This is a genomic window from Halovenus aranensis (assembly GCF_900100385.1).
GTDB classification, from domain to species: domain Archaea; phylum Halobacteriota; class Halobacteria; order Halobacteriales; family Haloarculaceae; genus Halovenus; species Halovenus aranensis.
Genome location: NZ_FNFC01000006.1, coordinates 71,452 through 83,878 on the forward strand (window position 1 = coordinate 71,452; position 12,427 = coordinate 83,878).

12 protein-coding genes are annotated in these 12,427 nt (G+C 62.6%); 3 read left to right on the plus strand and 9 right to left on the minus strand.

Annotated elements, in window-relative coordinates; all coding sequences use genetic code 11:
• Positions 1–17: 17 nt before the first annotated feature.
• Positions 18–203, plus strand: coding sequence for a DUF8014 family protein (locus BLR34_RS07465; RefSeq protein ID WP_092701465.1), 186 nt, complete (start codon positions 18–20; stop codon positions 201–203).
• On the opposite strand, the gene BLR34_RS07470 is transcribed toward BLR34_RS07465, so the two are convergent.
• The 5 genes from BLR34_RS07470 to BLR34_RS07490 form a co-directional block, all read right to left on the minus strand.
• Positions 200–931 carry a bifunctional helix-turn-helix transcriptional regulator/GNAT family N-acetyltransferase gene (locus BLR34_RS07470; RefSeq protein WP_092701469.1) on the minus strand — a complete coding sequence of 244 codons (732 nt, stop codon included), beginning with the start codon at positions 929–931 and terminating at the stop codon, positions 200–202. The genes BLR34_RS07465 and BLR34_RS07470 overlap by 4 nt on opposite strands.
• A 72-nt stretch (positions 932–1,003) precedes the next feature.
• On the minus strand, positions 1,004–1,378 hold the full coding sequence (locus tag BLR34_RS07475; protein ID WP_092701472.1) for a DUF8055 family protein: 375 nt from the start codon (positions 1,376–1,378) through the stop codon (positions 1,004–1,006).
• A gap of 6 nt (positions 1,379–1,384) precedes the next feature.
• Complete coding sequence (locus BLR34_RS07480; protein WP_092701475.1) at positions 1,385–3,043, minus strand: FAD-dependent monooxygenase; 1,659 nt, start codon at positions 3,041–3,043, stop codon at positions 1,385–1,387.
• A 58-nt stretch (positions 3,044–3,101) separates the two neighbouring features.
• Complete coding sequence (locus tag BLR34_RS07485) at positions 3,102–4,766, minus strand: electron transfer flavoprotein subunit alpha/FixB family protein (RefSeq protein ID WP_092701479.1); 1,665 nt, start codon at positions 4,764–4,766, stop codon at positions 3,102–3,104.
• 2 nt (positions 4,767–4,768) lie between these two features.
• Positions 4,769–5,650, minus strand: coding sequence for an electron transfer flavoprotein subunit beta/FixA family protein (locus BLR34_RS07490; RefSeq protein WP_092701482.1), 882 nt, complete (start codon positions 5,648–5,650; stop codon positions 4,769–4,771).
• Positions 5,651–5,794: 144 nt separating this feature from the next.
• On the opposite strand from BLR34_RS07490, the gene BLR34_RS07495 reads away from it, so the two are divergent.
• On the plus strand, positions 5,795–6,193 hold the full coding sequence (locus tag BLR34_RS07495) for a hypothetical protein (protein WP_092701485.1): 399 nt from the start codon (positions 5,795–5,797) through the stop codon (positions 6,191–6,193).
• Between the two features lie 30 nt (positions 6,194–6,223).
• Here BLR34_RS07495 and BLR34_RS07500 read toward each other — a convergent pair whose 3' ends face one another.
• Genes BLR34_RS07500 through BLR34_RS07515 form a run of 4 tightly spaced genes read right to left on the minus strand, consistent with a single transcriptional unit; the run spans position 6,224 to position 10,931 of the window.
• The gene (locus BLR34_RS07500; protein WP_092701488.1) at positions 6,224–6,562 is read right to left on the minus strand and encodes a 4Fe-4S dicluster domain-containing protein; all 339 of its coding nucleotides are present in this window, start codon (positions 6,560–6,562) and stop codon (positions 6,224–6,226) included.
• A 49-nt stretch (positions 6,563–6,611) separates the two neighbouring features.
• Positions 6,612–8,342, minus strand: a complete 1,731-nt coding sequence (locus BLR34_RS07505; RefSeq protein WP_092701492.1) for a glutamate--tRNA ligase — start codon at positions 8,340–8,342, stop codon at positions 6,612–6,614.
• Positions 8,343–8,391: 49 nt separating this feature from the next.
• Positions 8,392–9,903 carry a phytoene desaturase family protein gene (locus BLR34_RS07510; RefSeq protein ID WP_092701495.1) on the minus strand — a complete coding sequence of 504 codons (1,512 nt, stop codon included), beginning with the start codon at positions 9,901–9,903 and terminating at the stop codon, positions 8,392–8,394.
• Positions 9,900–10,931 carry a Brp/Blh family beta-carotene 15,15'-dioxygenase gene (locus BLR34_RS07515; protein ID WP_218120863.1) on the minus strand — a complete coding sequence of 344 codons (1,032 nt, stop codon included), beginning with the start codon at positions 10,929–10,931 and terminating at the stop codon, positions 9,900–9,902. The genes BLR34_RS07510 and BLR34_RS07515 overlap by 4 nt, the downstream gene beginning before the upstream one ends.
• 124 nt (positions 10,932–11,055) lie before the next feature.
• On the opposite strand from BLR34_RS07515, the gene BLR34_RS07520 reads away from it, so the two are divergent.
• A complete protein-coding gene (locus BLR34_RS07520; protein WP_092701498.1) occupies positions 11,056–12,399 on the plus strand; it encodes an alkaline phosphatase family protein in 1,344 nt (447 codons plus the stop codon).
• Positions 12,400–12,427: the final 28 nt, after the last annotated feature.

Consider the following 12,427-nt stretch of genomic DNA (forward strand, 5'->3'; position numbering starts at 1 on the left):
GGAGTATACACTGTCTTATGGAGTGTACACAGGAGGGGTGTAACAGCGAGGCGACCTTCGAGTTACACATTCCGTGGACCGAAAACGAGTACGTCTGTGCGGGACACGCCCGCGTTCGCTCGCGACAGGAGGGAGTCGTCGCCGATGCGCTGACAGCAGCCGCGGAGGAACTACCCGAAGGGGCAGCGAACAGAGAGAACTAGAGCTGTTTCATCATCATGACTTCGTCCACGTAGTTCCCGTTGAGCTTGTAGTGGTTCTCCCGGACGGCATCGACTTCGAAGCCGCGTGATTTGAGGAACTCGATAGCCCGCTCGTTGGTCGCTGGCAGCGCGTTCTCGATTTTCTCGAACTCCTGTTTGGCTGCCCACGAGAGCCCGCGTTCGAGCAGGTGGCTCCCGATACTGTTACCGCGGTACTCTTCGAGAACGCCGACGGTCAGCTGTGCGGTATGGCGCAGTTTGTCGAGGTCGACGTGTTTGAGGTGGACCCAGCCGACGACCTCGCCGCCGACACAGGCGACAAAGAAGATGCGTGACTCGATTTCGTTGTGTCGCAGCAGTACCCCTTCGTTGTCGACCACATCTGCGACAGTTTCTGCGCGCACGTACTGTCCCCCGCCGATGGCCTGGCGAATTGCGCCGACCAGCCCAGTCAGGTCCTCTTCTCTGGCCTGCCGGATGGTGAACGAGATATCGCCGCCCGTGTACTCCTCCTCGGCCCCACCTTCGAAGGCGACCCGTAACTTTCCTTGTCGCTGTTCGAGTACGCTGTCGCGCTTGAGAATTGCCATGTGGTGACCGAACGCCCGCCGTTCCATTCCCAGCGCCTCGCGTACCGCATCGGGCTCCATCGCGCCGTGTCTCTCGACGTAGTCGTAGATGTCGCGTCTGCTGTCGTGGGCGAACTCTGGTTTGGTAACTCCTGTCATGGTCCTAGATACCACGCCACGGGTTATAATAATTGGGTACAGTTTGGTGAGTTGACACCCTCGGCAGGCTGTTCAGGCGCGTTCCGGGACGCCAGTCAGTATCTGTGCCACATCGCTGATATTGTGTGTATCGACGAGCAGTTCTGCGGCCACCCGGAGGGTCACGTCGGGTTCCATATCGACCCCGTAGCAGGCGGCATACAGCCCAAGCCAATCGTTGACCGACGCTTCGAGGGCCCGGTACTCCTCGGGCGGAAAGTAGACGTTCAACCCCCCCGTTTTCGCTTCGACGTACAGCGAGACGGCTGGGCCGACTCCCTCTCGGAGAATCTCGGTCGCACGTTCCTCGTCCGGCGGCGATACGGGGGGCTCGAAGGCCACACAGTCCTCGGCCGCTCGATTTGCAGTCTCGTGAATCCGCTGGTGGAACCGCTCGGTCCGTGACATGGCGAATTACCCCTGCTCGAACTGGACGCCTTTGCCACCACTCGGGTGTTCCCAGTGGGTGTCTGCGACGACCGCACAGGTGCCACACTCCACGCAGGGCTGGGTGTCGAGACTCACCTTTCGCTCGGCCTCGCCGTTGGTCTGGACAGTCTCTTCCCGGTAACAGCCGCCGCCAAAACCCTCCGCGCTGACAGGGCAGGCAGTGACGGCGGTCCCGCTAGCCTCGAAACTATCGTCGAGAACTTCGATGTGTGGGTCGTCGACGTCGTATGTCAGGTCGCCGATGCGGTCGTCGAGCTCGGGCGGCTCGACCCGACTCTCGCCGTCGACGGGGTCGCCGAGCACTTCCCCGACGCGCTCGGGTATCGTCACGTAGGTCATCTTCGTATCCGGAATCATCCCGAGGACGAACGGCGAGTTGAACGACCGCTCCAGCAGGCCATCGAACAGCTTCAGCCCTGCCGCGCCGAGTCGGGAGTTGACGAGTGTCCTGCCCAGCCTGTTGACCGGCCTGCTCTCTGAAACAAACCGCGTCGCACGGTACCGGCGCGGTCTGAGACGCTTCATCACGCCCTCGTCTTCGAGCTTTTGCTCGTAGAGCGCGCCTGCTGCTCGCACGTTACCGCGCGTCTGTGCCTCCGCGACAGCCTCGGCCGCGAGGCCACCCGCAGTCACGGCGTGGTTCATGCCCTTGATGATTGGCCCCTGGGCCTGCATCTGTCCGGCTGCGTCTCCCACGAGCAGCAGACGACCACGGTGTGGCGACGGGTGGGCGACCCTCTTCGAGTCAGGCACCAGTTTCGCAGCGTACTCTCGTTCCTCGTACTCACCCTGTAGCCACTGGTCGAGCAACGGATGGGTGAGCAGACTGTCCAGTAACTCGTGGGGCTCGGCTCGCTCGTCTGCAAGCGAGTCCAGGTGGAAGACAGTCCCGATAGAGAGCGAGTCTTCGTTGGTGTAGAGGAACCCGCCACCCCGGACGCCGTCGAAGAGGTCACCCGAGAACAGGTGTGCCGACCCGGTCTCGGGCCTCACGTCGAAGCGCTCGTCGATGACCTCGGGCTCCATGTCGACAACCGCCTTGACGCCCTGGAACCAGTCGTCGGGGTCGTCCCAGTCCATCAGGCCCGCGTCGCGAGCGAGCTCTGAGTTCACGCCGTCTGCGGCGATAACGACGTCTGCCTCGATTGGGTCCAACTCGTCACAGGTGACGCCGACGATGGTCCCGCCTTCTCGGAGCAGGCCGTTGACGCGAACGTCTGTCAGCAGGCCGCCGCCCGTCTCGCGTGTCATCTCGTGGACGCGCTCGGCCAGCCAGGAGTCCATCCGTCGCCGTAACACCGCGTCACACCACTCTGTCCCCCTGTGGTGAATTCTGTCGAGGTCGAACGTCTTGACGTTCTCGCCTGCGATGTTGTGGATGTAGTACTCCTCGACCGGGCGCTCGGCGGCCGCCTCGCGGAACCCGGGGAACAGGTCGTCGATGGTGTAGGGAGCCCACTCTTCGGCGTAGATGAGTCCCCCGGAGACGTTCTTTGCGCCCGCGTCTGCGCCGCGTTCGAGGACAAGCGTCTCGATACCCTGTTTTGCCAGTGCTGCTGCGGCGGCGGCACCGCCGGGACCGGCCCCGACGACGACTGCCTCGTAGTGTTCGTATTCAGTCATTGTCTCCCTCCTGTGGCTGTCTGGTCGGTACGTGGACTGTCGAGGACTGTGGCGGTCATCAGTCGCTACTCACCTCTGCAATCGCCCGCTCGAATGTCCCCTCTTCGAGTGCCTCGATGAACCGGGGGAGCACCTCGAAGAGGTCACCCTCGATGAAGTAATCCGAGAAGCCCCTGATGTCGGCCTCGGGGTCGGTGTTGATTGCGACGATAGTGTCGGATTCGTCCATCCCGACCTTGTGCTGGACTGCGCCCGAGATACCAGCCGCGATGTAGAGGTCGGGCTCGACCACCTGACCTGATTCGCCGATCTGGCGCTCCTCCGTGATGTATCCCTCGACGTGACTCCCGAACTCGTAGGACGCCGTGATAACGCCCCGAGAGAGGCCGAAGCCGGCGTCCTCGAACTGGTCTGTCAACTCCAGGCCGAGTTCGATGCCCTCCGTTGGGTCGACGCGGTCGATACCGCGACCCATCGCGACGACGACCTCGTGGCCCGTGAGGTCGACGCCGTCTTCGAGTTGGTCGTGGTCGACGACCTCGACCTGGAACCAGTCCTCGGGCAGGTCGATATCGTGTTCGACGACCTCGCCCTCGCGGTCGCCGGGTTCGGGCACTTCGAAGGTCCCGGGGATGACGCTCGCACCCTGGGGGTGAAAATCCCGGAACGGCTTGTCGATACAGAGGATGGTCGAGTATTCGAACCCGGAGAAGTCCGGTCGGGGCATGTGGAGGACGCGCTCGAACTCGACGCTGTCGCCCGGTTTTCCAGTCTTTGCGGGGTTCGAAATCATCGCCGCCCCGATGTAGAGGTCTGAACAGTCCGAGGCCAGTCCCGAGTCGAGTTCGCCTTGGACGAGCGCCGAGAGGTCCCTGCCGTTGTTGGTCGCCGGGAAGATGTTGTAACGAGGTTCGTGGTAGTCGCGCCACTCCTGGCTCCAGTCGCGACACATATGACAGAACAGCTCAGTGTACGGTTTGTGCCGGAACCGAGCGAGTCGGTCGTCGTCGTGGTAGACCACGCGGTCGGCGCCGTAAGCAATCGCCTCCTCGGCCAGGCCGGCAACGTCGTCGCCGATGAGCACCGCAACCACCTCCTCTGTGTTACCACCTTCGTCGCCGCCGTAGGATGCCGTGTCGTCAGCCACCGCGTTGTCGGCGTTGTATGCGTCCATCAGTTCTCTCGCACGCCCGAGCATCTCCTTAGAAACGTCGATGAGTCTGCCCTGCTGGGTCTCACAGTAGACCCACATGTCGCGATAGGACTCGCCCGAGACGCCTTCGACGTACTGCTTGTCGGCGGTCGGATGGTCGAGGTCGGGGTACTTCTTTTCGGGCGGCTCGTACTCAAGTTCCGTGCCGTCATCGTCGCTTCCCTCGACAGACTCGATGCGGCTCTCGATTTGTGAGATGGCCCCCTTCCGCTCTTTCCCCTCTCGTTCGCGTTCGAGGATGTCACGGAGCAAGTCTCCGTCGTCGATGTCCCGAACCATGTTCGCGATGTCCGCGATGGTCAGTTCTGTCAGGTCGACCGATTCGGGGTCGTCTTCTCCCCCGGCTTCCAGTGTCTCGATACGACTCTCGATAAGCGTCTTGACTGGTGCTCTGTCCTCGCCGCTGGCTTCGAGTGATAGCATCTCCCGCAGCTCCGCGGCGTCGTCGATGCCGTTGACCTCGGGTCCCAGCTCGGAAATCTCGTGTTCGGTGGGGTCGATAGCGACCATCGTCAATCACCCGCCGCGAACGCGTTCAGTTCCTCGAACACCGCTTCCATCCCATCCTCGTCGTCAGGTGTCACCACCCTCGCCTCGCGCTCGGAGGGTCCCTTCGGAATCGGGTCCACGCCGGAGACGATAGTCGGTGACCCGTCGAGGCCGATGAAATCTGGGTCGAGATTGAGCGCTTCGTGGTCCCAGACGGTCACGTCCTCGTCGAGGTCGAGCGCCGCCGCCCGCTCCTGTGTCTGCTCGCGGAGGTCCTTGTATCGGAGTCGGTGTTCCGCCCGGCGGTAGTTTGCCTCGAACTCCGGGTCGGTGACGATAAACGCCGGCAAGTCAGTCTCGATGGTCTCGATTTCGGAGACGTCGCCCTCGACGAGTCGTTTCGCCCGCACGGTGTTTGTGTCCTCGTCGATATCCAGCGAGATGACGTGCGTAATCAGTGGCCGGTCCGTGAGTTCGTCGTTGATGTCGATGCACCAGTTCGTCTGTGGGCCGGTATGGCCCGTCTCGCCGTCGGCGGTTTTGAACCCGGCGAAGATGATGTCTGGCTCCTCGTCGAGCATCTCGATGCCGGTAGCAATCGTCATCGCCGTCGCCCAGGTGTCCGCCGCACCCATCTCGCGGTCCGAGAGCAGGCAGAGGTCGTCGGCGTACACATCTGCCATCCCCTCCTGTAGAACCTCTTTGTACCCCGGCGGCCCCATGCTCAAAAGCGAGACGTGCCCGCCGTGTTTGACCTTTGTCTGAAGCGCTGCCTGGAGGGCGACCTTGTCGTTTGGATTCATCACTGTGGGTGTCTTCCCGCGTTCGAGGTGGCCGTCCTCGTCGAACGATACCTTCCCCTCCCTGAAGTCGGGTACTCCTTTGGTAAGAGTAACCATGTGCATATGTAACACTGCCCTATCGTGACACCATAACACGGAGGAACTAAATCTTTTGTCATCAGATTCGCAAGAAATGTGGTCGCGAGAGACCTTCGCATCAGTCGCGATACAGGATGCTTTATATACGGACCACGGGAAAGATAGGGTATGACGCGGGTAATCGAGGAAACCGAGTCCTACAAAATCGAGGTGGACGAAGAAATCGACGCGGTGATTCACACGTGGACAGCAACCGTCTCGGGTGAGGAGTTCCGCCAGGGCGCGAACGCCCTGCTGGAGTTCGCAGCGGACAATGATTTTTCAAAGATGATTGTCGATTCGAGCCGCATCGAAGCCCACACCAAAGAGGATAGAACGTGGCTACAAGAGGAGTGGGCACCGGACATCATCGACGCCGGCATGATGTACAGCGGCGTCGTCCATCCCGAAAGTCTCATCGCAGAGATGGATATCGAGCGGCTGATGGAAGGGATGGGTGAGTCCGAACACCGGTCGTACATCACCGAAAGCCTGTCAGAAGCCCGCGAGTGGATTGCCGAAAAATAGGTTCGTAAGTCCCCCGGAGGTTTTCTCCCGCTATATTCGTCCCGCTCTGCTGGGGTCGACGTCGATTGCGTCGACCGGACAGACGTCGACACACAGCATGCAGTCGATACACTGGTCTTCGTGGGCGGGGTCGGCTTTGATTTCGCTCTCGGGGTGGCCCGGCGTGTCGACCCACTCGAACACGTCGACTGGACAGTCTTCGAGACAGGCCCCGTCCGCGAGACAGATGTCGAAATCTACCGCGACGTGGGTGCCGTGGATGCCCTGTTTCTCCTGTGTTGTCTCCTCGCCATCGGGTGTCCAGACGCGGTGGCCGTCGTGTCGGTCTACTTCCGTGTACGTGTCCTCGAACTCCGGGTCGATTGCCATAACTAGATAACTACAGACCGGGCTGATACTTAAATGTTCAACCGCTGGGCTAGTTGTGTGCGAAGTAGACGGTCGTCCGCCCGTCGTCGTGGCCGTCGACACGGACGAACCCGACGCGCTCGAACTGGAGCAACTCGTCGGCTTCGTACGCTTCGAGTGTCGACTCTGCGTACCCAGTCACGTCTCCGTCCGGGGTTCGCATCAGGACCTCTCGGTTGTCTTCGGCCGGGACCCAGTGGACGATAGCCACGTCGTCCTCTCGGGTCACGTCGATGTCGGCGTCGACGTATTCGAGTCCCTCGCCGGTGTATCTGACACAGCCGTAGCCTTTGAGCCAGACCCGCTCTCCCTCTTGAGGGAGGTCAGTGGCTTCGAGCATGACACCCGCGCCGACCGGGATATCGCGTCGCCCGCGGTCGTCGTGTTCGGGATGTATCGGTGGGTGGCCGGCGTCTGGCCCACCCGAGAGAGGGAGTTCGACGGCCCCACCGTCGTCGCGGTCGCGAATCATAAACGCACGGTCGGTCTCGTCGTCGATACGCTCGCGGTTCTCCGAGTAGATGGCCGACATTGCGAGGTCGACGTTCGAGGTGGATGTGCCGAGTTCGACCATCGCGTCGACGATTGCCTCGCCGCGGATGCCGCGCCGCCGGAGGCTGGCGAGTGTCGGCGCGCGCGGGTCGTCCCAGCCGTCGAGTTCGCCGGAATCGACCAGTTCTTTGATAGTCGATGTCGACATCGCGACGTCGTAGCCGTCGACGTTGACGTGACCCCAGTGGACCACCTCGGGATACTCCCAGCCGAAGTAATCGTAGACAAAGCGCTGTTTCTTCGCCGAGTCCTGCAGGTCGATGCCACGGATGATGTGCGTGACGCCGGTGAGGTGGTCGTCGATACCGCTCTGGAAGTCAAGCATCGGCCAACACCGGTATTCGGCTGCCTCCTCTCGTGGGTGTGGTGTCTCGATAATCCGGAAAGCGACGAAGTCTCTGAGCGCGGGGTTTTTATGCTTGATGTCTGTTTTCACCCTGAGGACCATCTCGCCTTCGCTGTACTCGCCGGCCACCATCGCCTCGAACTCCTCGTGGACCGTCTCGGTGTCCTTGTCGCGGTGGGGACAGGCCTCACCGGCGTTTTTCATCTCGGAGAACTCGGCTTGAGGGCACGAACAGGTGTAGGCACCACCCTCGTCGATGAGGTCGCGGGCGTGACTGTAGTAGATATCTAGGCGGTCACTCGCGCGAAGCACCTCGTCGGGCTCGAAGCCGAGATAGCCGACGGCGTCGAGAATCTGGTCGTAGGCGTCGAGGTCAGGTCGCTTTGTCTCGGGGTCTGTGTCGTCGAACCGACAGAGCATCCAGCCGTCGTAGATGTCCTTGTAGGTCCCGATGACCGCGGGCATCCGAGCGCTGCCCAAGTGCCACGGTCCGTTGGGGTTCGGAGCCATCCGCATCCGGACCTGGTCGTACTCCTCGACGTTCGGTAGCTCGGGGAGTCTCTGGTCGTCTTCCTCGTCCTCAGATTCGAGTTCGTCGAGCTGGTCTGGGGCGAGCTCTGCCAGCCGCTCGCGGCGTTCCTCCTGACCCATCCCGTTGACTCGCTCGACGACAGGCGCGATGGCGCCCCGAATCTGGTCGCCGAACTCCCGAAATTCGGGGTTTTCGCCCATCAACGGCCCCATGATTGCATCGACCTGTGCGTCGCTGTCGTGTTTCAGCGCGTTGTAGAGGGCGTTTATCTCTGCTGCCTCTCTGGCTCGTCTCTCGATATCCTCGTCCATTACCGGGAGAATCTCGCCGGACGACTAAAACTGGGTCGGATTCGGCCTGTCACCGGAGTGCGTCGAGCACCCCTCGGTCGGCCACGTCTTCGCGCACCGCGTCGGTGACGTGTTCGCCGCTCAGGAGACACATCGGCACCCCGATGCCGGGGTTGACATCGCCGCCGACGTAGTAACAGCGGTCGGCGCCGGGAACGCGGTGGCCGGTACGCAGGGGGCCGGTCTGTCTGAGCGTGTGTGCCACGCCGAGTGCCGTCCCCTGCTGTTTGTTAAACAGCCGCTCGAAATCGGAGACAGTCGCCCGATGCTCGACGCGGATACGGTCGCGCAGGTCGACGCCTGCGGTGGCCGCGATATCGTCGAGAATCTGCGCCCGGAACTCGGCGACGGTGTCCTCGTCGTCTGGCAGCCCCGGCGCGACCGGGACGAGGACGACGACGGTCTCACAGCCCTCCGGGGCGACAGTCGGGTCCGTCTTCGACGGGACGTTGACGTAGTACGCGGGCGTCTCGGGCCAGTCTGGGACCTCGAAGATACGCTCGAAGTGGTCGTCCCAGTCAGTTGGCAACACGAGCGTGTGGTGTTCCAGTGGGTCGACATTCCCTTCGACGCCGAGATACAGCATGAACGCAGAGGGTGCAAGCGTCGCATCCTCCCACTGTGAGCGCGGCCGGTCGACTACATCCTCGGGGAACAGTTCGCGCTCGGCGTGGGCCGGCGGCGCGTTGCAGACCACTCGGTCGTGGGTAGCAGTCCCGTCACTGTGGCTGAGCGTGACTTCTCGCTCCCCGGGGTCGAGCCGTGAGACTGGTGTCTCTGTCCGAATCTCGGCCCCCTGCTCGGTTGCGACAGCTTCAAACGCGTCTACGACGGCGGCCATCCCGCCATCGGGATAGTACACGCCCAGCCCGTAGTCGACGTGGCTCATCAGTGTATACAGTGCCGGCGTGTTGTACGGCGACCCGCCGAGAAAGACCAGCGTGTACTCGACGAGTTGGCGTAGCTTCGGATGCTCGAAGTAGTCCGTGACGTGGTCGTCCATCGTCCCGAGCAGTCGAAGGCCGTGTGCCGACCGGAGCACGTCAAGCGAGAGGTAGTCGCGAAACCGTGACCGTCCGGGCACGACGAAGCGATTTAGCCCGATATCGTAGGCCCGCTCTGCCTCCGAGAGATACGCAAGCAACGCCTCGCCGGCCCCGCCCTCGTAGGACTCGAACAACTCCGCGGCCGCCGTCGGGTCGGCCGGGACATCGGCCCTGTCGCCGTCGGTCCAGAACACCCGGTAGTTGGGGTCGAGACGGGTCAGATCGTAGAAGTCTTCTGGCTCGTGACCGAACGCCCGGAAAAAGCGCTCGAAGATATCGGGCATCAGATACCAGGACGGCCCGGTGTCGAACTGGAAGCCACTGTCTTCGATTCGGCCTGCCACGCCGCCGACCTGAGACAGTTTCTCGTAGACCGTCACGTCCGCGCCGTCACGGGCGAGATAGGCCGCCGCCGCGAGGCCACCGACTCCAGCGCCGACGACGCCGACGGACTGGCCGCACAGGTCCCCGGTCATGGGACGTACCAGATGCCGCGGTCACTGTCGAGCCACTCGCCGACGACGACGTGTGGGAGGGCAACGATACAGACAAATATCGTGTAGAAGGCGACCAGCCCGGGAAGCAGGTCGGCGTTCCCGAGCGGATTCGGGACAGCGAGCCAGAACGCAGCCGCGATAGCGGCCGTAACGAGGCCGCCCGCGGCAAGCACCCCCAGCACGAAGCCCGTCGAGTGAGTCTCTGTCGCGGCCTGGCGACGTGCGACGGCCGACCGCCCGCCCTGTCGGAGCGAGTACCACAGCGGGAAGTACAGCCCGACAGCGACGACGACCGGGACGACCGCGAAATACGCGACCAACAGCACTGTTTCACCTGCCTCGACGAGCCACGTCGTCGACGCTCCGCCCCGGAGATAGCCCAGAAGCAGGTGTGCCACGAGCGCGACCCCGTAACAGCCACCGAACAGTCTCCGGGCGAGTTCCATCCGCTCCCAGAGGACGCCGGTGAGACCGGGGTCGAACATCGAGAGCATGTACGACGAAAAGCCATAGAACACCTCGGGCTGTGCGACCAGTGGCACAATCATGATAGCGCCGCCACGGACGAACGCCGCGAGCCCGCGCTGTACTCGCGACTCCAGGTGACCGCTTCCGACGACGGCATCGAGGACGTGCAGGTCACCGTGGCCACCTTTAGCGATTGCAGTCACGAAGGCGAGGCCGAGCGCGAGGATAGGCGCAACGAAAAAGGTAGCCACGAAGGCCACAAGGACCGCCAGATAGACCGCGACGTACCTGATGCCGAACGGGACGCCACGGTGGCGGACGTTCTCGAAGTGCTCGAAGCCACCGTGGGGCAGGTTCAAAACGACCATGCCAACCAGATAGACGAGCATCTGAGTCTCGACATCGAGGGACACCCCAGCAACGGCTGCCAGCACAGCCGCGGCCGTCACCGCGAGCAGTGACCCCCTTGAGAGAAAGACGAACCAGTCTTCGATGCGACGCGGTTGGAGCCAATCGACGCGCTGTCGCTCTGTCGCCATACGCGGGGTTAGGAGTGTACCGGGATGACTTCACAACCACGATACTGTGGGGTTTCAAGTATGGCGCTGGTAAGACGCGCCGAAGACAGCACCTATTTACAGTCTCGGAGCCTCAGCCAGCGATATGGGACTGTTCGACCGCCTGCGCGGCGATGACGGCCCGCGGGTCGTCTTTCTCGGTATCGATGGTGTGCCGTACGACCTCGTCGAAGACCACCCCGACGTGTTCGAGAACCTCCACGCGATTGCAACAGAGGGTGCCGGTGGGCAGATATCCAGCATCGTGCCCCCGGAGTCGAGCGCCTGCTGGCCGGCGCTGACGACGGGGCGAAACCCCGGCGAGACGGGCGTCTACGGCTTCCAGGACCGGAAGTCTGACTCCTACGAGACGTACGTTCCGGTCGGGGCACACGTCGAGGCGCCCCGGCTGTGGGATGTGGTTACCGACGCCGACAGGAACGCCTCTGTGTTCAACGTTCCCGTCACCTTCCCACCGTCCGAGGACATCCAGCGACAGGTTTCGGGCTTTCTCTCGCCCTCGCTCGAACAGGCGGCGAGCGACTCCGAACTCGAAGCGACGCTGTCGGACCTCGCGTACAACATCGACGTCGACGCCAGCCTCGGCCACGACGACGACAAGACCGCATTCATCGAGAGCGCGAACGAGACACTCAAGGCGCGCTACAAAGCCTTCCGTCACTACGTCGAGCAAGACGACTGGGACCTCTTTTTCGGGGTCTTCATGGCGACCGACCGCGTGAACCACTTCCTGTTCCGGGACTACGCCCAGGACGGGGAGTACGCCGCGGCGTTCCTCGAATTCTACAGTACGCTCGACGACTACATCGGCGAGATTCGCGCCATGCTCGACGACGAGACCGAACTCATCATCGCCTCGGACCACGGCTTCACCGAACTCCACCACGAGGTGAAATGTAACCGGTGGCTCGCCCAGCAGGGCTGGCTCACCTACGACACCGACGAGCCCGAGGAACTGGCCGATATCGGCGACGACGCACGGGCGTACTCGCTCATTCCGGGACGCTTCTATCTCAACCTCGAAGGCCGCGAGCCCGGCGGTGTCGTTCCCGAAAGCGAGTACGAGACGGTCCGCGAGGAACTCATCGACGACCTCGAAACGCTGACCGGGCCGGACGGCCGCGCGGTCTGTGACCGCATCGTCAAAGGCGAGGAGGTCTTCGACGGACCACACACCGAGATTGCGCCAGACGTTGTCGTCGTGCCCGCAGACGGGTTCGACCTCAAGGCCGGCTTCGACGACGGCGATGAGATATTCGCCAAAGAAGCACGCAACGGGATGCACAAGTTCGGGAACGCCTGTCTCTACTCGACGGCAGACCTCTCGCTCGCGGATGTTGACCTCTACGATATCGCGCCGACGATTCTCGACCTCATGGAAGTCGACGCCGACACCCGAGAGATGGAAGGGCGCAGTCTCGTGGGCTAGAGCCCTCGAATTGAATGGAAAGCTTGAT